Here is a 19,851-nt window from a genome sequence, read left to right as displayed (position 1 = left end):
ACAGTATTGAGACGGTGTGAACAAGGGTCAAGGGTGCGGTTCGGGCGCCCACGGGGTTCTGCGGGCGGCGGCTGCCTAGGCGGCGACGGAGGGGGTCACGGGCGCGGGGGCGGGCGCGTCGAGCATCCGCGCGTTGAGGAGTCCCGCGACGGCGTCCACCGCCCGGAGAGCGGGGGCGGGGGCGCCGGTCAGGTCGGCCAGTTCCACCACGGCGGACAGGATGACGTCCAGTTCCATGGGGCGGCCGCGCTCCAGGTCGTGCAGGGTCGAGGTGCGGTGGTCGCCGGTGCGCTCGGCCCCGGCCATGCGCCGGTCGATGGAGACGGCGGGGCGCACGCCCAGCCGCGCGGCCACGTCCAGGGTCTCGGCCATCATGGTCCGGGCCAGGTCCCTGGTCGGGCGGTTGCGGCAGATCTGCGCCATGGTGGAGCGGCTCAGCGCGCTCAGCGGGTTGAAGACGATGTTGCCCATCAGCTTCACCCAGATGTCCTCGCGCAGGTCCCGTTCGATCGGGCACTTGAGCCCGCCCGCCTCCATCGCGGCCTGGAGGTCGCGGCAGCGCCGGGAGGAGGAGCGGTCCGGCTCGCCGATGGAGAACCGGGTTCCCTCGATGTGCCGGATCACGCCGGGCCCGGCGATCTCGGTGGCCGCGTAGACCACGCAGCCCACGGCGCGCTCGACCGGGATCGTCCGGCTGACCGCGCCGCCGGGGTCCACGCTCTCGATCCGGTGCCCGGCCAGGGGCCCCTCGATCCCGTGGAAGTACCACCAGGGGATGCCGTTCTGGGCGGCGACGACCATGGTGGAGGGGCCCATCAGGGGGCGCAGCAGCGGGCCGCAGGCCGCGTAGTGCTGGGCCTTCAGACCGAGGAAGACGGCGTCCACGGGCCCGACCTCGGTGGGGTCGTCGGTGGCGTGGGGGCGCGCGTCGAAGTCCCCGCGCGGGCTGAGGACCCGGACTCCCCGCTCGCGCAGGGCCCGCAGGTGCTCGCCGCGCGCGATGAGGTGCACGTCGGCCCCGCCCCTGTGCAGCGCGGCTCCCGCGTAGGCGCCGATCGCTCCGGCGCCGAGTACGGCGATTCGCATGAGGACTCCTTTCTATAAAATACTGTATACAGTATGCTTCGGGATAGCGTTCTTCACCCGACGACAGGGAGAGAAGGAATGCCCGACCCGGTTGCCCCGGAAACTTCTCCGCTTCTTCACGGAAAAAGCCGCCCGCGCGCACCGCTGCCCTGGACCAAGGCGCGGGAGCTGGCGTGGGTGACCGGCGCCGAGGGTGGACAGCCCATGGCCGAGGAGCCGCTCGACGGCGCCCTCGGTGCCACCCTCGGCGCCGACCTCGTCTCGGCGGTCGACGTCCCGGTGCTGGACAGCGCCGCCATGGACGGGTACGCGGTGGCCGGTGAGGGCCCCTGGACCGTTCTCGGCCGCTCGCTCGCCGGGCGGCGGAGCCCCCTCGTCCGGCTGGACCCGGGGGAGGCGGTGGAGGTCGCCACGGGCGCCGTCGTGCCGGAGGGCACCACCGCAGTCCTCCCCTGGGAGCGGGCGACGGTGTCCTCCGGGCGCGTGCGCGGGGCTGCCGAGACCGGAAGGCACATCCGCCGCAAGGGCGAGACCACCCCCGCCGGGGCGCTGGCCGCGCGCCGCGGCAGCCCCGTCACCCCCGCCCTCCTGGGCCTGGCCGCGAGCCTGGGCCTGGACACGCTGCCCGTGGTCCGCCCCTCGGTGCGCGTCCTGGTCACCGGGGACGAAGTCGTGCGCGAGGGGAGACCGCGCCCGGGCGCCGTGCGCGACGCGATCGGCCCGCTGCTCCCCGGCCTGGTCGCCTGGGCCGGAGGGCTCTGCCTGCCCGCTCTGGCGGTCGCCGACCGGGGCCGGGACACGGCCCGCGCCCTGGAGGCGTCCGGGCCCTCCGATGTCGTCGCGGTCTGCGGCTCCTCCTCGGCCGGGCCCGCCGACCACCTGCGCCCGGTGCTCGCCGCGCTCGGCGCGCGGACGGTCGTCGACGGGGTGGCCTGCCGCCCGGGGCACCCGCAGGTGCTGGCCATGCTGCCCTCGGGAACCGTGGTCGTGGGCCTGCCGGGCAACCCCGGAGCCGCGCTGGCCGCCGCGCTCACCCTGCTCGTCCCGGTGCTCGCCGGGCGCGCGGACCGGCGCGACCCCGCCCACCTGGGCCGACGGGTCCGGCTCATCGGACCGACACAGCCCCATCCGGCCGACACCCGCCTGATGCCGGTGCGCGTCAGCCGCGACCTGGCGGTGGAACTGCCCGGCACCGGTTCGGCCGACCTGCGCGCCGCCGCCGTCGCCGACGCCCTCGCGGTCGTGCCGCCCGGCCGCCGGACCGGGCGCGTCGAACTCGTGGAGCTGCCGTGAGGACGCACGCGACCGCCGCCTTTTGTACACTGTCTACAAAGCCCACGCATCCGGATGGAGCCGCCCTATGTCCCCACAGGGGTTGAACGCCGTCGCGGGACGGGTCCAGCGCCCCGTGCCGCTGCGTGAAGCCGTGTACGAGGCCATCCTCGACCTGATCACCAACCGGTCGCTCTCACCCGGCCAGCACCTGGTCGAGACCGAGCTGGCCCAAACCCTCGGCGTCTCGCGCCAGCCGGTCCGCGAGGCCATGCAGCGGCTCAGCAACGAGGGGTGGGTGGACCTGCGGCCCGGGTACGGCGCGTTCGTGCACACGCCCACCGAGAGCGAGGCCGACCAGCTCCTGGCCGTGCGCGCCCTGCTGGAGACGGAGTCGGCCCGCCTGGCCGCGCAGAACGCCTCGGCCGAGCAGGTCGGGACGCTGCGCGACCTGGTCGCCGCCGGGCGCGCGGCCACCGACCGCGCCGACACCGACGCGGTCGTCCAGGCCAACGCCGACTTCCACCGCACCGTCACCGAGGCCTCGGGCAACCGGGTGCTCGCCGAGCTGGCCGCGCAGGTGGACCGGCGGGTGCGCTGGTACTACGCCCCGGTCGCCCGCGTCCGCGGCGCCGCCTCCTGGGACGAGCACTCCGCCCTCGTCGACGTCATCGAGGGCCGGGACGCGGACGCGGCGCTGCGGCTGATGAGCGAGCACACCGAGCGCACCCGCCGCACCTACCACGAGCAGGTGGACGGCGTGGAGGCCTGAGCCGCCCCGCGCCCGTCCCGCCGCCCGCGACGGTTCAGGGGGCCGCGACCCGGTACGCGCCGCCGTCGTCGTCGCGGGTCAGGTAGCCCCCGTCCACGAGGTGGCGGCGCATGGCCGAGTGGTCGTCGCAGCAGGACCGCAGGGCGGCGTTGACCTGCTTCTCGGTGTAGGTCGCCCCGGGGGCGAAGAACCGTTCGGTGATACGCGCGAACACCCGCGCGCGCAGCTCGCGCTTCGCGGGCAGCGCGCTCAGCCGTCCGTCGTGGAACAGCGAGTCCACCGGGTCCCGGCGCACCGGCCGGTGCTCCTCCAGGGCGGCGGAGAACACCTCCGGCACGCACACCACCTGGTCGCCGTCCTCGCGCACCAGCCCCGCGTCCACGAGCCGGGCCAGGTTCCGGCGCCCCCGCGACCCCCGCGCGCGGACCTCCCCGGCGGGCAGCCCGCCCGCTCCCGCGCCGACCACCCGGGCGTAGAGCTCCAGGCGGTCGGGGTCGGCCAGGGACGAGACGATCTGGGTGGGGTGCGGCAACGGCGGGCCCTCCTCCGGGTGCGTGTGGGGCGACCCTAGGAGACGGGCCCGGCGGCGGTCCAGGCGTTTTTCAGCGCTCGGCCAGGAGCTGCTCGACCACCCGGCCCACACCGTCCTCGTTGGCGGGCGGGGCCACCCGCAGCCCCAGCGCCGGGTCGAGCATGTCCGGGTGCCCGCTGGCCATGGCGTAGCCCCCGCCCGCCCAGGACAGCGCGGCCAGGTCGTTGGGCATGTCGCCGAAGGCCACCACCTCCTCGGCGGCCACCCCCCACCGCTCGCAGACCATCGCGAGGGTGCTGCCCTTGTTCACGCCCGGCGCGCTCAGCTCCAGCAGGCTGTAGCTGCCCGAGTAGGTCACCTCCGCCAGCGACCCGACCGCCGCCGCGGCCGTCCGGTGCAGCTCCTCCACCGGCAGGTCGCGGGAGCGCACGAGCAGCTTGGTGATCGGGGTGGCCCGCCTGAGCAGGGTCTCGGTGTCATCCAGCACCTCGCGCACCCACTCGCCGGACAGCCACGGCTCCAGGTGGTAGTCGGCGTCGTGGAAGAAGTCGGTGCCGGTCTCGATGCCGTAGCCGATCCCGGGCAGCTCCGCGTTGATCTTCTCGACCACCGAACGCGCGGTCTCCGGGGAGATCGCGCGCACCAGCGGTTCGTCGCCCGGCACGTGGGCCAGCGAGCCGTTGCCGCAGAGCACGGCGGCGCAGGGGAGCTGCTCGGCGATGTGCTGCGTGGTCCGCGGCGGACGGGCCGTGGAGACCACCACCTTGACGCCCGCCTCCGCGGCGGCGGCCAGCGCCCGCCGGTTGCGTTCGGAGACCAGGCCTCCCGCGTCCAGGAGTGTGCCGTCGAGATCGGTCGCGATAACCCGGGGAAAGACCATGGTGGGCATTATGTCTGTTCCCGGTGACGTTGCGAAGCGGTTTTGACCCGTCTCACACGAGCGGGAGCGGGGAGCCGAAGGCCGCCGGGACACGTTCCACCACCCCGCCCCGGAACACGTCGTACAGGTCCAGGGACTCCAGGTGGACGTAGCCGATGTGGCAGTCGCAGCTGGTCAGCGGGCACGCGCGGCGGCCGAGCCCGGCCGCGAACGAGCCGTCGTAGAGGTTGCCCATCGGCGTGTCCACGAAGTGGCACCGGCGCACGTCGCCGTCGCCGTCCACGGACAGCACAGTGTCACCGGTACGGCAGGGCAGGCCCCGGCTGGGGTGGGGGTTGCGGCTGTAGTGGAAGTGGGGGTCCAGGGCCTGCCACTGCTCGGCCTCGGCGTCGGTGTAGACGCGCCCCTCGGCGGCGTTCACCCACAGGTACACCCGCTCGGGCAGCTCGGCGCGCATCCGCCGGGCCGCCGCCAGGTGCTCCGGCTGGCCGACCACGCCGACGCTGAACCGCACCCCCATCCCGTCCAGCTCGCGCGCCTTGGCCAGGAAGCGCTCATGGGTCACCTGGCCGGGGTGGTAGGTGGTCCACAGCGCGGCGGTGGCGGGGTCGCAGTCGGCCAGCCAGCCCAGGCGGCCGCTCAGGTTGGTCTGGATGGCCACCCGCTCCACGTGCGGCAGGTGGCTGAGCCGGGTGATCGCGGTCCGGTACCAGGACCGCACCAGCCCCTCGCCCCACGGGGTGAACAGCACCGAGACCCGGGTGCCGGGGTGCTCCGACTCCAGCGCGCCCACCCAGCCGGTGAAGCGCTCCAGCGCGGCGCGGTCGGCGCGCAGCGTCTCGGGGTTGTCGCGCCGCTTGGCGAAGGGGCAGTACGGGCAGTCGTAGTCGCAGCTGGCCAGCGGGCCGCGGTAGAGCAGGGTCAGGTGAGGCGGGAGCGCACGGGCCCGGACCGGGGAGGAGGGGGTCACCGCGCTCACCGGGCCTCGTAGTCGGCCATCAGGGCCGCGACCCCGGCGGAGAAGAACATCGGCCCCACCGCGTCGGAGTGCGCGAGCCCCTCGGGGGTCAGCCGCAGCAGGTCCGGCGCGCCGTCGCGCTCCAGCCAGCCGCGCCCGTCAAGCACCGCCAGGGTCGAGGCGAAGTCCACCTCGGGGCGGGAGCCGAACCGGTCGGCGTAGGCGGCGGTGTCCATCCCCTCCGCGAGCAGGAGCGACTGGAGCAGATGGCGTCGGCGCCGCTCGCCTTCGTCCATGTGGAACCCCACCTCGGCCCGTCCGAAGTCCGCCTGGTCGCGGCCCGTGTAGTCGGCGATGATCGACCGCACCTGCCCCACGCCCACCGCGTAGTCGAAGGAGTAGTGCGCGGCGGAGGTGTAGGACCGGGCCCCGCAGCCCAGCCCCACCATGCCGTCGGTCTGGCAGGAGTGGTCCGGGGCCTGCGTCCGAGGGGCGTCCGCCCGCCGGAACATGCGCATGGACACCTGCTCGTAGCCGCGTTCGCGCAGGTGGTCGCGGCCCTGCCGGTACAGGCCCAGCCGGTGGTCGTCCCACGCGCGGGCGCGGCGGCCCAGCCCGGTGAGCGGGCGCACGTACAGCGGGTACAGGTAGACCTCCTCGGGCTCCCACTCCAGCGCCGTGTCCAGGGAGTAGGCCCAGGTGCGGGCGTCCTGGCGGTCGATGCCGTAGATGAGGTCGAGGTTGAGGTCGGCCGAGGCGTGCTCGCGGATCGCGGCCAGCGCACGGTCCACCTCGGCGCGCTTCTGCGGACGCCCGGCCGCGTGCGCCTCGGAGTCCAGGAAGCTCTGCACGCCCATGCTGATCCGGGTGGCGCCGCGCGCGTCGAGCACCGCCAGCCGGTCGGGCGTGGCCGTGGCCGGGGAGGTCTCCACCGACACCGGGATCGCGGACAGGTCCACCCCGAACGCGCGCTCGGTGAGGTCGTAGACCCGGGTGAGCTCCTCGGCGGTCAGGTAGGTGGGGGTGCCGCCGCCCAGGGCCGCCCGGGCGAAGGCGGCGCCCTCCGGCAGCGCGCCGGCCACCGCCTCCGCCTGCCGCTCCAGCGCGTCCAGGTAGGCGGTGACCTGCTCGGCCGGGGGGGTGGAGCGGGTGAACAGGTTGCAGAACCCGCAGCGCATCTCGCAGAACGGGATGTGCGCGTACAGCGACAGCGCGCCGACGTCCTCGCCGCGCCACAGGTCGGCGAGGGCGGGGCGCTCGGTGAAGGGCCGGTAGGCGCTCTTGTGCGGGTAGGCGTAGACGTAGGACTGGTAGGGGGAGTCGGCGCGCACCGGTTCGGGGCGCGGGGTCAGGGCGGTGGTCACGCGGTCGCCTCCTGTGCGTCGGCGGGAGCGGTGCGTCCCTGCGGCAGGAACGCGTGGGCGTAGGGGACCGTCCACACGGTCTCGTGGCCGATCCGGTGGCCGGTGTAGCCGTCCTCCCCGTAGGCGGTGCCGTGGTCGGAGCACACGATCGTGAAGCAGGGGCGGCGGGCCGACATCGCGGCCAGCAGCGGCGGCAGGTGCCGGTCCACGTACTCCAGGGCCGCGGCGTGGCTCTCCCTGGTGTCGCCGTCCTCCCGGACGGCCCCGGGCAGGTGGAACCAGTTGGGCTGGTGCAGCGCCGAAACGTTGAGCAGCAGGAACAGCGGCTGGTCCGCGGGGCGCTCCCCGGCGATCCGGGCCGCGCACGCCACCTGGTTCTCGAAGGAGCGGGGGTCGGTCACGCCGAAGGACTCCTCCCAGTGGCTCTCGGCGAACATGTCCGGGATGACCGAGCCCACCGCCGACCGCCGGTTGAAGAAGCCCGTGCCCCCCACGCAGGCCGTGTGGTACCCGGCGCGGGCCAGTCCCGAGGCCAGGTCGGGCGCCTCGAAGGTCCAGGTGCCGGGCGCGGTGGACACGCTGCCGGGGAACGCGGCGGCGAACAGGCGCGTGTGCGGCCCGGGGGAGGCGGGGGTGGGCAGGAACCCGGCGAGCATCGCCAGGTGGGAGGCGTAGGTGAAGCTCGCGGGCGCGTGCCTGCGCTCCCACCGCCCGCCCGGCAGCAGCCGGGCCAGGTTCGGGGTGCGGCCCGCCTCGGCCAGCTCGTCGGCCACGTCGTGGCGCAGGGTGTCCAGGGTGAGCAGCAGGATGTCGTGCGTGCCCACCACGGCGTTCATGTCGGGTGCGGTGCTGTTCATGCGCTCTCGGGTTCGGGGACGGGGAAACGGCCGGTGGCCAGGGCGTGCAACTGCTCGGCGTAGGTGTCGCGGCCCTCGTGCAGGACACCGGGGAGCAGGTCGCCGAAGGCGTTGACCTCGCACACGGCGAACTCCCGCCACCCCGGGGAGGCGAGCAGGTCCACCCCGGCGTGCAGGGTGCGCGGGAAGCACGCGGCGGCGGCCTCGGCGGTGGCCATGGCCCGCGCCCAGGCGCGGGGGCCCACCGACTCCCGCAGGGCCGCCAGGTCGCCCCGGGCGTTGCCCAGGTGCAGGTTGGTCATGGGCGAGGACGAGGAGCGCACCACGACGTGGGCGGCCCGGCCCGCGACCACCACCACGCGCAGGTCCACGGCCTTGCCAGCGAACCCCGCCTTGGGCACCCACCGCTCCACGTGCAGGTGGTCGGGGGCCAGGGCGTCCACCACCGCCGCGACGTCCTCCTCGCGGGTGTAGGTGCGCAGCCGCAGGCTGTTGTACAGCTCCACGGAGCCGTCGGCGCCCCGGACCAGGTCGGCCGAGGTGACCGCGCGGACCCGTCCGCCCGAGGCGGTGGCCAGCGCCACCACGCCGGAGGCCGAGGAGCCGTGCGCGGGCTTGACGAACACCCTCGGCCAGCGGTGGGCCTCCATCGCCGCGCGCAGCGACGCGTAGCCGGTGACCGGTCCGGGCAGGGCTGGCGGCACCGGCACCCCGGCCGCCGCCAGGCGGGCATGGCAGCGCCGCTTGTCGCACATGTCCACCAGGTCGGCGGGCTCCTGGAGCAGGGCCGCGCCCGGAGTGGCGCGCACCGCCTCGGCGAGCCGGTCCAGCGCGGCACGGAACCCGGCGTGCTGGTCGGCGGTGCCCTCGGCCCGGTACAGGTCGGGGACGCCCTCCCAGCCCCGCAGCAGGCGCTCGGTCTCGGCGTCGCCGCCCGGGGAGTCCACCCGGACCAGGGCGCCCTCCGGCAGCTCCACCGGCCCGGCGGCCAGCGCGCGCCACGGCACGACGACCGGTCCGGGCAGGCCGAGGGCCCCGGCCGCGGCGTCGAACAGCTCCAGGCGCCGGTGGCCGGGGACCCCCACCACGACCAGGGGGCGTCCGGGGGTCACTCCGCGACCGCGGGGAAGTAGAACACCTTGTCTCCGAAGGTGTACGGCTTCCGCTGCCCGGACAGGTCGACCTCCACGCCGGGCAGGGCGGCGCGGATCCGCGCCTGCACGTCCTCGGACAGGTAGTGGTAGTGCAGGTCCAGGCGGCGCAGCCCGGCGAACGCGGACGCGGACTCGATCAGGGCCTGCCCGCCCTCGTCGGTCAGGCTGCCCAGGGACAGGTCCAGGACGTCCAGGGAGGCCAGGACGGGGGCCTGGGCCAGGACGGGGATCCAGTCATTGACGTCCTCGGCGTTGCGCAGGCCCAGGTAGCGCAGCTCGGGGAAGGCCTCGCCGGAGAGCACCCGCGCCAGGTCGTCCGGTGTGGTGTCGCCCCGGTGGCTCTCCACGCCCAGCCACAGTTCGAGGTTCTCCAGCGCGGGCAGCGGCGAGGCGGTGACCTCGCGCGAGACCCGGCCGGGCAGGCCGCCGGTCTGGAGGACCAGGGTCCGCAGTTCGGTGTGCTCGGCCAGGGCCAGCTCCAGCTTGCCGTCGCCCAGGTAGGGGTCGCCGGTGCCGCGCACGGTCAGTTCCTCCAACAGGGGGAACGCCGCCACCAGGGGTGCCAGGTCGCTCTGGTGGATCCAGGAGATCTCGTACTCCTCCTGGACGATCTCGCCGAAGAACAGCGCACGCAGCCCGGGGAACGCGTCGGCGGCCGCGACGAGCGCGTCGCGCGGGACGGTCGAGGGCGGCTCGTCCTCGAAGTCGCCCCAGCCGCCGACGACCAGGGCCCGGACCCGGCCGGTGTCCACGGCCGCGAGGAACCGGGCGAAGTACTCCCCGAAGTCCTCGGCCGGGTAGACCGACGAGACGCGCAGCCGCCACGCCACCGAGCCGGGGTCGGCGACCGCCGCGGCCAGCGCCTCGGGGGGCTGGTGCGGGTCCTCGGCGTAGGGGCCGTCCTCGGCCCCGATCGCGGGGAAGTCGACCACGGGCAGGCCCGCGAACTCGGTGATGTGGTGGTGGTTCAGCATCAGGGGGCTCCTACCTCGGGGTTTCGGGCAGGAACATATCTAGCAGCCCGAAGTGACACGTTGGACGGCGCGGGCACTACTCGCTGACGGCCGTGTAGAAGCCGGCCGCGTCGTAGTCGAAGTCCTCGTCCTCCCAGTCACTGCCGACCTCGCGTCCGGACAGGTCCACGTCCACACCGGCCCCGGTGAAGACGGACCGGACGCGCTCCTGCATGTCCTCGGACAGGTAGTGGTGGTGCAGGTCGAGCCGCTTCAGGTGCGTGAAGGCGGGCGCGGCCCCGACTAGGGACCGAGCGCCCTTGTCGGTGAGGGTCCCCAGGGACAGGTCCAGGGTGTGCAGGCGGGCGGTGACGGGTGCCCCGGCGAGGACCGGAACCCAGTCGTCGGTGTGCTCGGCGTTGCGCAGGCCCAGCGAGCGCAGCGCGGGGAAGGCCTCGCCGGACAGGACCGGGGCGAGGTCCTCCGGGGTGGTGTCGCCGCCGTACTCCTCCACTCCCAGCCACAGTTCCAGGTGCTCCAGGTTCGGCAGCCCGGACGAGACGATCTCGCGGGCGAGCCTCGCGGGCAGTCCTCCGCCCTGGAGGGTGAGGCGGCGCAGCGAGTCGTGCCGGTGTACGTGCAGGCTCAGGTCGCCCGTGCCGCGCACCGCGAACTCGGTCAGCCGGGGGAGGGCGTCCAGGACCGGGGCCATGTCGCCCAGTTCGATCCACGAGACCTCGACCTGTTCGAAGGTCACGTCGCAGTAGAAGAGGGAGCGCAGCCCGGTCAGGTCCGGCGCCACCTCCAGGAGGGCGCGCTTGAGGGGGTCGGGGCACTGCACGGAGAAGGTCTCCCGCATGTCCCCGAGCACGACGGCGGCGACCCGGTCCTGGTCCACCTGCGCGACGAACCGCCGGTAGTCGTCCAGGGGCTCCTCGTTGTCGCTGAGGCGCCAGGCCACCGAGCCGGGGTCGGCCAGGGCCGCGGCCAGTGCCGGGGGCGGGTAGGGGCCGGGGCCGGTGAAGCTCCCGCCCCGCCACTTCTCCCTCTCGCGCTCCTCCTCGGTCTCCCGGGTCCACCCCTCTGAGGAGCGGTACCCCACGACGGGTAGTCCGGCGAACTCGGTCAGGTGGGCGTCGAAGGCCACGGGGTCTCCCAGGGGTGCGGCGGAGGGTGCGCGTCCATGCCTACCAGCGGGCTCCGACATCGCGGGTCGCCCGCGTCCGGGCAGGCGGCCCGGGGGCTCCCCGGCGTTTCCCGGGGCTACTCCGACACGGCCGTGTAGTAGTAGAGCTCGGTCCCCTCGTCGTAGGTGTCGACCTCCGGCTCCTGCCCGTCCGACAGGTCGGTCTCCACCCCGGCCCGGGTGAAGGCGGCGCGGACCTCCTCCTCCGCCTCCTCGGACAGGTAGTGGTGGTGCAGGTCCAGACGCCTGAGGCCGCGGAAGACCGGTGATTCCAGCAGGGCCGGGACGTCCTCGCCGCGCAGGGTGCCCAGGGACAGGTCCAGGGTGTGCAGGCGGGTGGTGACCGGTGCGTCGGCGAGGGCGCGCACCCACGCGCCGGTGTGCTCGGCGTTGCGCAGGCCGAGCGAGCGCAGCCGGGGGAAGGCCTCGCCGGACAGGACGGGGGCGAGGTCCTCCGGCACGGTGTCGCCGCCGTAGCCGTCCACGCCCAGCCACAGCTCCAGGTGCTCCAGGGCGGGGAGCCGTGCGGCGGCGACCTCGCGGGCGAGCCGTCCGGGCAGCCCTCCGCCCTGGAGGACGAGGCTGCGCAGCCCGTCGTGCTCCAGCGTCTCCAGGCTCAGCTCGGTGGTGCCGCGTGCGGCGAACCCGGTCAGCCCGGGGAGGGCGTTCACCAGCGGGGACAGGTCCCCGTGCCGGATCCACGACGCCTCGCACTCCATGAAGGAGAGGTCCGCGTAGAAGAGGTCGCGCAGGCCGGGCAGGCGCGGAGCGAGCCGCACCAGGGCGTCGCGGACGGCGTCGGAGGACTCCGCCTCGAAGCCCTCCACCAGGTTGCCGACCACGAGGGCGCGGACCGCGTCCGGGGCGCCGACGAACTCCAGGAAGCTCTCCAGGTGCCCCCTGGGCTCCTCCGGGATGTCGTCTCCGTACTGGTCCAACCGCCAGGCCACCGACCCGGGGTCGGCCAGGCCGTCCAGCAGCGGGGACCGGGCGCCGGGTGGGGCGGCCTCCCCGCGCCGTTCCATGCGTCGGGCCTCCGGGTAGCTCGCGACGGGCAGTCCGGCGAACTCGGTCAGGTGGTCGTGGAAGGTCAAGGGGACTCCCGCAGGTTCGGAGGGTGTGTGCGGCCATGCATAGCAGCACACTCCGACACCGAGGTCTCCACCAGCACCGCCCTCATGGTGGGGCACTCCAGGATGTCCGGGGACTCGCAGGAGAGCGTGTGCGCCACCATGTCGCGGACCGCCCGCAACCGGGCCATGCGCTCGTCCAGCCGCGCCAGGTGCTCGGCCAGACGGTCGCGCCGCGCCGCCCCGTCCTCGGCGCCGAACAGCTCCCGGATCTGCTCCAGGCTGAACCCGGCCTCCTGGGCGCGCAGCACCAGCGCCACCCGCAGGCGCTGTTCGGGCGTGTACCGGCGCTGGCCCCCCGCACGGCGGGTCGGTTCCAGGACGCCGACCGACTCCCAGTGCCGCAGCACGTGGGTGGCCAGTCCGAAGGGCCCGGCCAGTTCGCCGATGGACAGCTCCGACTCGCTTGACTTCATGTGGACATTAACTTCCACACTGGTGCTCCGGTCAAGGGACCGACCTGAGGGAGGACACCGTGGACGAGCGGACCGAGCGGGTGCGCGGCGAGTGGGACAGGATGTCGCGGGGCTACGACCGCGGTGCGGGGGTGCAGCGGGCCGTGCTCGGCCGCACCCGCGCCCGGCTGTGCGCCGAGGCGCGCGGCCGGGTCCTGGAGGTCGCCGTGGGCACCGGCCAGAACCTGCCCCACTACCGGGACGGGGCCGAGATCACCGGCGTGGACCTGAGCCCCGGCATGCTGTCCAGGGCGCGCGAGCGGGCCGCCGGGCTGGACGGGCGCTTCACCCTGCGCGAGGGCGACGCGCGGGACCTGCCCTTCGGAGACGGGGAGTTCGACACCGTCCTGTGCGCGCTCGCCCTGTGCACGATCCCCGACCAGTACCGCGCCCTGTCCGAGATGCACCGCGTCCTGCGGCCGGGCGGGCTCCTGCTGCTGGTCGACCACGTCGAGTACACCCGCTGGCCCCTGCGCGCCCGGGAGGCCCGAAAGGACCGGCCCCGGCGGCTGCCCCGGCACGTGGCCGCCGACGCGGGGTTCGTGATCGACCGCCACGACCGGACCGCGCTGGGGTTCGTGGAGCGCGTGGTCGCCCACCGCGTCGCCTGAACGGCGGACGGGCGGGGCGCGGAATCCGGCCCTCCTCCTCGGAGGCGCGGGGACGACCGAAAACCGGGCGCACGCGGCTCTCCGGGGCCGACGCGGCGCTGCGGCGGGACTTCCCGCGGGCGCGGTGTGACAGTGGTCCCATGGCTACGCACAGCGAACTGCGAGACTTCTGGGAACGCCGTCTCGAAGGCGACTGGACCGAGAGCGGCGTCGGCTACCGGGCCCTGGGCCGCCCCTTCAACACGTGGATGTACAAGGTGCGCGAGGAGGTGTTCCTGCGCGAGGCCGCCCGGCTGACCCCCGGCCGGTCCGGCGCCAGCGTCCTCGACGTGGGCAGCGGCACCGGCTTCTACGTGCGCCTGTGGGAGCGGATGGGCGTCGGCGACGTCACCGGGTGCGACATGACCGACGCCGCCGTGCAGCGCCTGCGCGGCAGGTTCCCCGAGTACGGGTTCGTCCGCCAGGACGCCGCCGACCTCGACGCCTTCGACGACGACTCCTTCGACGCGCTGTCCTGCATGGACGTGCTCTTCCACATCACCGACGACGAGCGCTACACCCGGGCCGTCGGCGAGTTCTCCCGGGTGCTGCGCCCCGGCGGACTCCTCGTCATCTCCGAGAACTGCCTGCGCCGCCCCGAGCAGCGCGGCGAGCACCAGGTCAACCGCACCCTGGAGTGGATCACGGACACCGCGGACCGGGCCGGGTTCGACCTGGTCCGCCGGGTGCCCATGCTCATGCTGATGAACGCCCAGGTGGACGCCCCCGCGCCCTGGCGCAAGGCGTGGGGCGGGGCCCTGCGCGCGGCCACCCTCACCGCGCCGACCGGGTGGCTCGCGGGCGCGGCGCTCTACCCGCTGGAGCGGCGCCTGGTCCGGGGCCGCAGTGAGAGCCCGACCACGGAGCTGGTGGCGTTCCGCCGCCGGGAACTGGGGTAGGAGGAGAGTCCTGTGTCACGGGGGACACGGGGCGGACGCGCCGCCGTCCGCCGGTGCCCCGGGATACGGTTGACGTCCACTTTGTACCAGGGGCGTCCGCGGTCGGGCCCGGCACCGCGGAGGTCCCTGCCCGGGAGGCGACTGTGCGACGCTCCACCATCACCTCGGTGGCCAAGTGGGGGCTCGTCGGGCTGGTGACCACCCAGGTCGCCGTGGCCGCGACCCTCATGGGGGTCAACCACTGGCGCCGGAAGGTGCGGCCGCGCCGGGCCTTCTTCCCCCGCACGGCGCCCGCCGAGCTGCCCGTGGGCGACACCGGGACCACGGCGACCGTGTACACCTACGGCGAGGACCTGTTCGAGGACATGATCGCGGCGATCCGGGGGGCCCGGCGCCGCGTCCTGTTCGAGTCCTACATCATCAAGGACGACCGGGTCGGCCAGCGGTTCAAGCGCGCGCTCATCGAGGCGGCCGACCGGGGCGTCGAGGTGTACGTCGTCTACGACGGCTTCGCGAACCTGGTGGTGCCCCGGTCCTTCTTCCGCTTCCCGTCCAACGTCCACGTGCTGGAGTACCCGCTCCTGCGCCCCGGCCTGCTGCTGCTGAACATCCGCAAGTCCGGCCGCGACCACCGCAAGATCCTCACCGTCGACGGCGAGGTGGGCTTCGTCGGCGGGTACAACGTGGGCTCGCTCTACGCCACCGACTGGCGCGACACCCACATGCGCGTGACCGGCCCGGCGGTGTGGGAGCTGGAGAACGCCTTCAGCGACTTCTGGAACATGAACCGGCGGCCCCTCCAGCCCGAGCTGGAGAACTTCGGCGACCCCGACTGGGACGCGCACTTCCGCGTGCACCGCAACGTGCCCGAGATGCTCATCTACCCCATCCGGGCGATGTTCCTGGAGGCCATCGACCGGGCCAAGGAGCGGGCGCTGTTCACCCAGGCCTACTTCATGCCCGACCGGGAGTTCCAGAACGCCCTGGTCGACGCGGTCGAGCGCGGCGTGGACGTCAACGTCCTCGTGCCGGAGGAGTCCAACCACGTCGTCGCGGACTGGATCTCCCGTAGCCAGTACTCGGTGCTGCTGCGCGGCGGCGTGCGCCTGTGGCTGTACCGCGACGCCATGGTGCACGCCAAGACGGCGACGGTGGACGGCCGCTGGTCCACGATCGGCACCGCCAACGTGGACCGGCTGAGCCTGACGGGCAACTACGAGATCAACGTGGAGATCTTCGACGAGGGCGTGGCCGCGCACCTGGAGGAGGTCTTCGCCAACGACCTCGCCAACGCCCGCGAGCTGACCGAGTACCAGTGGCGTGACCGCCCCTGGTACGCCAAGTTCGGCGAGGCCGTGCTGGCGCCTTGGCGGCCCTTCCTCTGAGCCGCGGGGGCGGGCGCCGCCTCCCCTGCCCGCTCAGGAGCGGCGGCGCTTGGGCGGCGGCCCGAGCCGGTTGGGGAAGAACGGGTCCGGGTCCGTTTTGCGGGGCCGGGGCCCGCCCCAGTGCTGGGGGCCCGGGTGCGGGGTGCGGTGGAGCGCCCCGGCGATGGCGGCGGGCGAGCCGCCCCGCTGCCTGGCGGGTGTTCTGTCCGGCTCCTCCGCCTGCCCGTCCCGGAAGTGCTCCGTGTGCGCCATCCGTGTGACCTCCCCCGTCCGGTACCTGCTCCCGCTCCATGATCGGACGAGCCGCCCCCGGTGTCATGGCGACACGTGGGGGAAGCGGCACCGTTGACCGGGGAGAACGCGGAAACGCGGGGCCCGGTCACGGGTCGTCCGGCTCCGGGCCGGGCCGGACGCCCGCCGGCGCGCCGTGTCGCCGGCCGACCGCCGTCCGCCGGGATCGCGCGCCCGTCACCCGTCCGCGGCGGCGTGCCGCTCACCGGCGCGCCGTATGCCGCGGCGGACGAGGCCGCGCACGCCCGGGAGCAGGACGGCCCGGATCGCCAGGTCGTTCATCCACACGTGCGCGCGGCTGGAGGGGGCGTACTGGCGCGTCCCCCGCCGGGCGAGCGCCTGCCGCCTGAGGGTCTCGGGGCGCAGGCCCGCCTCCCACCGCGCCAGGGCGCCGGTGACGTCGCCGCCGTGCCGTTCCAAGGCGTCGCCGAGTCGGTCGGCTCCGCTGAGCGCGAGGGCCGCGCCGTACCCGGCGAACAGGGAGGGGCACCAGGCCGCGTCGCCCAGCAGCACGACCCGGCCGCGGCTCCACCGGTCCGCGCGGACCTGGCTGACGGAGTCGAAGTAGGTGCCGGACGGGTCGGCGCGCAGTCGGCGGAGCACGTCGGGCACGCCCCCGCCGAGGTCTCCGAACGCCGCGGTGAGCGCCTGGACCGGTCCCCGGGCCAGTTCGGCGTCCGGATCCGCGCAGCGGTAGGCGAAGAAGGCCGAGGACCGGCCCGGACCGAGGTTGACGACCGCCGCCGTGCGCCCGGGCCCGATGAACGTGGTGCCGGTCCCCTCGGGCACGTCCTCGGGGAGCCGGTCGAGCGGGAGCGCGCCCACGACGTGGTCCAGGTCGACGCGGAAGTCCTCCTCCGGGCCGAACACGGCGGCGCGGACGCCGGAGTGCAGCCCGTCGGCGCCGACGAGCAGGTCGGCGCGCTCGGTGGTGCCGTCGCTGAGCCCGACCCGGACGCCGTCGGCGTCCTGGGCGACGTCCACGGCGGTGGTGCCGAAACGGAAGGCCGCGGTCCCGCGCACGGCCTCGTACAGTGCCGCTTCCAGGTTCTCCCGGAACACGGTGAGCGCCCGGTCGCCGAGGGCGGCCCTGGCGATCTCGGGAGGGACGGCGAACTTGCGCCGGCCGTCGGCCCTCACCAGGACCGTGGAGAACAGGCCGAGGTCGCTGTCGGAGAGCACGGGGACGAGGCCGAGGTGTTCGGCGGCGTCGTAGCCCCACCCGACCAGGTTCACCATGTAGCCGCCCCTGCGGCGGGCCGGGGCGCGCTCGACCACGAGCGTCTCCCAGCCGGCCCGGTGGAGCCGCAGGGCGGTGGCGAGCCCGGCGATGCCCGCGCCGACGATCACCGCCCGCCCCGGGGGCGGGCCGCCGTCTCCGCCACCGACACGCTGGGAAGAGTCCCCGCCGTTCGTCACCGCGACCTCCGGACCACGTTGGTATGAGCAAACGTTCATACAAGTATGAGCATGTGTTCATAATGAGCGCAAGCCGGTTGCCCGCCGCACGGAGGCCGACCGCGACGGGGCCGTCGGAGGACCTAGAATTCCTGGCATGCCACGTGGTGTCGCCATTCCCGAACTCAGGCAGCGGCTCTTCTCCGCGGTCGAGCGGGTGATCGTGCGGGAGGGGCCGGGCGGACTCAGCGGCCGGGCCGTCACACGCGAGGCCGGTGTCGCCACCGGGCTGCTGTACGCCCACTTCGCGGACACCGACGACTTCCTGGCCGCCTACGCCGTCGACCGGGGCTTCCAGGTCGGCGCCGGGGCCGCGTCCCTGCCGGGACGCGCCGGTACGGGCACGGTCGCGGACAACCTGGCCGAGGCCGTGCTGGCGACCCCGCCGACGGTCCTCCTGGCGCTGGCCAGGCTCATGGTCTCCCGGCCGGAGCTGGCCGGACGCGTGCGCGAGGTCCTCGGCGACCGCACGGCCGGTCTGGAGGCGGTCGAGGCCGCGGTCGCGGACTACCTCGGCGCGGAGCGGCGCCTGGGGCGCCTCCGCGGGAGCGCCGACCCCGGGGCCCTGGCGCTGGCCGTGGTCGGCGCGGTCCACCACCTGGTGCTCACCGGCGCGGAGGAGTCCGTGGTCCCCGACAGGATCCGGCGGACGGTGGCCGCGCTGGTCGCGGGTTCCACGGAGGCGGCCGACCGCCGGTAGCCGCCCGTGGGGGCCGTGACGGGCCCCGGAACGCGCCGTACGGACCCTGGGAGAACCAACTGCAACCCCCGAGGCGCGGCCTCGCGTTGTAAGGGCTCGCTCCGCCCACCTCGCCGATCTGCTCGGCCCCAGCCACAGGGGGCGCCTCGGGGGGTCTTCCCCCGGAAAGCATCGCGGGCTGCTGCGAGCCGGTCGAAGACCGGCGGGCAGCAGCCCGCGCTATGCGGCCCCGGCAGGATTCGAACCTGCGGCACCCGCTTTAGGAGAGCGGTGCTCTATCCCCTGAGCTACGGAGCCATGGGTCCGGCGCGGGTATGTCTTACCCCGTCACCGGACCAAGCCTAACCCAGGATGGACGTGGATAGGGTGTCGGTCCGCCTCCGGCGAGGGCGGTTGGGGGACTCTGCGTGCATGGCGGAGTACGCTGACCTACGATTGGTTGTCCTGGTGCGGTGTGACGTTGTTCATGACGCATGTCGTGTTATGGCCGCATATGTACCGTCGATAACGACGGGTGAGCGGGCTCGGCGTTGACCGGCCCGGCGGTGACCAGGTGTTTCACCGAAGCCCGGAGCAGAGGGCGGCGGGGCGGGGTGGGGCCCGTCCGCGACCCGCTCCGTCCGGTGGACCGATCTCGCGTGGCCGCATGTGGACATGTAGTACGTTGCCTTGCGGTCACGGGTAGGTGTTCGAGGAAAAGCAGCCGGAGGATCATTCGTGCCGTTCACTTCTGATGCGGCGCGGCGCAGGTCCCGCGTACCGGGTGGCGGCGGGGCGCTCACCGCCTTCGCCCTGTCCTACCGGGTCCGCTTCGCACAGGCGCTGACGCTCACGCTCGTCACCGCGCTCCTCGTGGCGCCGGTGCCCGTCGGCGTGCTGGAGCCCGCCGAGGCGAGCCTGGAGGAGTTCCGAGAGAGGGCCGAGACCGCCTCCCAGGAGCTTGAGGAGGCCAACCAGGACCTCGTCGACCGCCAGGAGGCGTTGGAGGACGCCCAGACGGAGCTGGTCCAGACGATCTACGACCTCCAGCAGACCGAACTCGAACTCAACGAGATGCGCGAGCCGCTGGCCCAGCTGGCCAGCACGCTGTACAAGCAGCCCGACGGCGGCATGCTCGCCGTCCTGGCCTCGGGGTCGCTCACCGAGGACCTGCAGACCCAGTCCTACGCGGCGAAGATCTCCGAGGACAACCAGGCGCTCATCCAGGACGCCACCGACCTGCGCGAGGAGCAGGTCGAGCTGGCGAGCCAGGCGCAGGAGCTGCAGACCACCACCCAGCTCGAACAGGTCGAGCTGGCCGCGGACATCGAGGCCCTGCGCGAGCGGTCCGAGCAGACCACGAACGAGCTGGTGCAGGAGCTGGAGGACCGCGGCATCGACCCGGAGGCCTACATGGCCGCCGGGGACTGCGACCCGGACGCGGCCGCCAACGCCCAGGGTGCGGCCAACGGCCTGCTCCCGGCCAACTCCCTGTGCGACCTCTACGACGACAAGAAGCTGCGTGCCGACGCGGCCGTGGACTTCCTCCAGCTCAACGCCAGGTACGTGGACGAGTACGGCGAGAACATCTGCATCACCAGCGCCTACCGCGACCTGCCCAACCAGCACCGGGTCTACGGACAGGTCGCGCCGGGCTTCGCGGCCGTCCCCGGCACGAGCAACCACGGCCTGGGGCAGGCGATCGACCTCGGCTGCGGCATCCAGAACTACCGTTCCGACCGCTGGCTCTGGATGGAGGCCAACGGCGCCGAATTCGGCTGGCACCACCCGGCCTGGGCCAAGTCCAGCCCCTTCGAGCCCTGGCACTGGGAGTACACCGGCTGACCCGCGGCGTCTTTCAGGGGGCGGTCCCGCACGGGGCCGCCCCCG

20 protein-coding genes and 1 tRNA gene are annotated in these 19,851 nt (G+C 74.1%); 7 read left to right on the top strand and 14 right to left on the bottom strand.

Features of this window, described 5'->3' with window-relative positions; all coding sequences use genetic code 11:
* Positions 1-75: 75 nt before the first annotated feature.
* Complete coding sequence (locus AC0VX6_RS24560) at positions 76-1,086, bottom strand: 2-dehydropantoate 2-reductase (RefSeq protein WP_475466230.1); 1,011 nt, start codon at positions 1,084-1,086, stop codon at positions 76-78.
* A gap of 204 nt (positions 1,087-1,290) precedes the next feature.
* On the opposite strand from AC0VX6_RS24560, the gene AC0VX6_RS24555 reads away from it, so the two are divergent.
* On the top strand, positions 1,291-2,379 hold the full coding sequence (locus AC0VX6_RS24555) for a molybdopterin-binding protein (protein ID WP_475466229.1): 1,089 nt from the start codon (positions 1,291-1,293) through the stop codon (positions 2,377-2,379).
* 67 nt (positions 2,380-2,446) lie between these two features.
* Complete coding sequence (locus AC0VX6_RS24550; RefSeq protein WP_475466228.1) at positions 2,447-3,130, top strand: GntR family transcriptional regulator; 684 nt, start codon at positions 2,447-2,449, stop codon at positions 3,128-3,130.
* Between the two features lie 34 nt (positions 3,131-3,164).
* Here the strand turns inward: AC0VX6_RS24550 and AC0VX6_RS24545 are convergent, their stop codons facing one another.
* The 10 genes from AC0VX6_RS24545 to AC0VX6_RS24500 form a co-directional block, all read right to left on the bottom strand.
* Positions 3,165-3,662, bottom strand: coding sequence for a DUF2087 domain-containing protein (locus AC0VX6_RS24545; RefSeq protein ID WP_475466226.1), 498 nt, complete (start codon positions 3,660-3,662; stop codon positions 3,165-3,167).
* Between the two features lie 70 nt (positions 3,663-3,732).
* A complete protein-coding gene (locus AC0VX6_RS24540) occupies positions 3,733-4,551 on the bottom strand; it encodes an HAD-IIB family hydrolase (RefSeq protein ID WP_274974853.1) in 819 nt (272 codons plus the stop codon).
* A 43-nt stretch (positions 4,552-4,594) separates the two neighbouring features.
* The gene (locus AC0VX6_RS24535; RefSeq protein WP_475466224.1) at positions 4,595-5,521 is read right to left on the bottom strand and encodes an STM4011 family radical SAM protein; all 927 of its coding nucleotides are present in this window, start codon (positions 5,519-5,521) and stop codon (positions 4,595-4,597) included.
* Positions 5,518-6,864: an STM4012 family radical SAM protein gene (locus tag AC0VX6_RS24530; RefSeq protein WP_274974851.1), complete on the bottom strand. Its 1,347-nt coding sequence runs from the start codon at positions 6,862-6,864 to the stop codon at positions 5,518-5,520. The genes AC0VX6_RS24535 and AC0VX6_RS24530 overlap by 4 nt, the downstream gene beginning before the upstream one ends.
* Positions 6,861-7,721, bottom strand: coding sequence for an STM4013/SEN3800 family hydrolase (locus AC0VX6_RS24525; RefSeq protein WP_274974850.1), 861 nt, complete (start codon positions 7,719-7,721; stop codon positions 6,861-6,863). Before AC0VX6_RS24525 ends, AC0VX6_RS24530 begins: the two co-directional genes overlap by 4 nt.
* Positions 7,718-8,833, bottom strand: coding sequence for an STM4014 family protein (locus AC0VX6_RS24520; protein ID WP_274974849.1), 1,116 nt, complete (start codon positions 8,831-8,833; stop codon positions 7,718-7,720). The genes AC0VX6_RS24525 and AC0VX6_RS24520 overlap by 4 nt, the downstream gene beginning before the upstream one ends.
* Positions 8,830-9,849: an STM4015 family protein gene (locus tag AC0VX6_RS24515; RefSeq protein ID WP_475466222.1), complete on the bottom strand. Its 1,020-nt coding sequence runs from the start codon at positions 9,847-9,849 to the stop codon at positions 8,830-8,832. Before AC0VX6_RS24515 ends, AC0VX6_RS24520 begins: the two co-directional genes overlap by 4 nt.
* A 76-nt stretch (positions 9,850-9,925) precedes the next feature.
* Complete coding sequence (locus AC0VX6_RS24510; protein ID WP_475466220.1) at positions 9,926-10,975, bottom strand: STM4015 family protein; 1,050 nt, start codon at positions 10,973-10,975, stop codon at positions 9,926-9,928.
* A gap of 116 nt (positions 10,976-11,091) precedes the next feature.
* A complete protein-coding gene (locus tag AC0VX6_RS24505; RefSeq protein ID WP_475466218.1) occupies positions 11,092-12,108 on the bottom strand; it encodes an STM4015 family protein in 1,017 nt (338 codons plus the stop codon).
* The gene (locus tag AC0VX6_RS24500; protein WP_274974845.1) at positions 12,105-12,560 is read right to left on the bottom strand and encodes a helix-turn-helix domain-containing protein; all 456 of its coding nucleotides are present in this window, start codon (positions 12,558-12,560) and stop codon (positions 12,105-12,107) included. The genes AC0VX6_RS24505 and AC0VX6_RS24500 overlap by 4 nt, the downstream gene beginning before the upstream one ends.
* A gap of 59 nt (positions 12,561-12,619) precedes the next feature.
* On the opposite strand from AC0VX6_RS24500, the gene AC0VX6_RS24495 reads away from it, so the two are divergent.
* From AC0VX6_RS24495 to AC0VX6_RS24485, 3 genes are all read left to right on the top strand, one after another.
* Entirely contained in the window at positions 12,620-13,210 is a 591-nt protein-coding gene (locus tag AC0VX6_RS24495) for a class I SAM-dependent methyltransferase (protein WP_274974844.1), read from the top strand.
* 140 nt (positions 13,211-13,350) lie between these two features.
* A complete protein-coding gene (locus tag AC0VX6_RS24490) occupies positions 13,351-14,148 on the top strand; it encodes a class I SAM-dependent methyltransferase (protein WP_274974843.1) in 798 nt (265 codons plus the stop codon).
* Positions 14,149-14,291: 143 nt separating this feature from the next.
* Positions 14,292-15,533 (top strand): phospholipase D-like domain-containing protein, encoded by a 1,242-nt coding sequence (locus AC0VX6_RS24485; RefSeq protein WP_274974842.1) that lies wholly within the window; start codon positions 14,292-14,294, stop codon positions 15,531-15,533.
* 33 nt (positions 15,534-15,566) lie between these two features.
* Here the strand turns inward: AC0VX6_RS24485 and AC0VX6_RS24480 are convergent, their stop codons facing one another.
* Both AC0VX6_RS24480 and AC0VX6_RS24475 read right to left on the bottom strand, forming a co-directional pair.
* Positions 15,567-15,785 (bottom strand): calcium-binding protein, encoded by a 219-nt coding sequence (locus AC0VX6_RS24480; protein WP_274974841.1) that lies wholly within the window; start codon positions 15,783-15,785, stop codon positions 15,567-15,569.
* 216 nt (positions 15,786-16,001) lie between these two features.
* The gene (locus AC0VX6_RS24475; protein ID WP_274974840.1) at positions 16,002-17,282 is read right to left on the bottom strand and encodes an FAD-dependent oxidoreductase; all 1,281 of its coding nucleotides are present in this window, start codon (positions 17,280-17,282) and stop codon (positions 16,002-16,004) included.
* Between the two features lie 97 nt (positions 17,283-17,379).
* On the opposite strand from AC0VX6_RS24475, the gene AC0VX6_RS24470 reads away from it, so the two are divergent.
* Complete coding sequence (locus AC0VX6_RS24470) at positions 17,380-17,982, top strand: TetR family transcriptional regulator (protein ID WP_274974839.1); 603 nt, start codon at positions 17,380-17,382, stop codon at positions 17,980-17,982.
* 224 nt (positions 17,983-18,206) lie between these two features.
* Here the strand turns inward: AC0VX6_RS24470 and AC0VX6_RS24465 are convergent.
* Positions 18,207-18,279, bottom strand: a tRNA-Arg gene (locus AC0VX6_RS24465).
* A gap of 420 nt (positions 18,280-18,699) precedes the next feature.
* Between AC0VX6_RS24465 and AC0VX6_RS24460 the strand changes: the two genes are divergently transcribed.
* Complete coding sequence (locus AC0VX6_RS24460) at positions 18,700-19,806, top strand: D-alanyl-D-alanine carboxypeptidase family protein (protein WP_475466215.1); 1,107 nt, start codon at positions 18,700-18,702, stop codon at positions 19,804-19,806.
* The last annotated feature ends 45 nt before the right edge of the window (positions 19,807-19,851 follow it).

The sequence above is a fragment of the Nocardiopsis sp. iso_25 genome (assembly GCF_056173305.1).
Note: the sequence above shows the minus strand (reverse complement) of the source record. Positions and strands in the feature narration are given on the sequence as shown.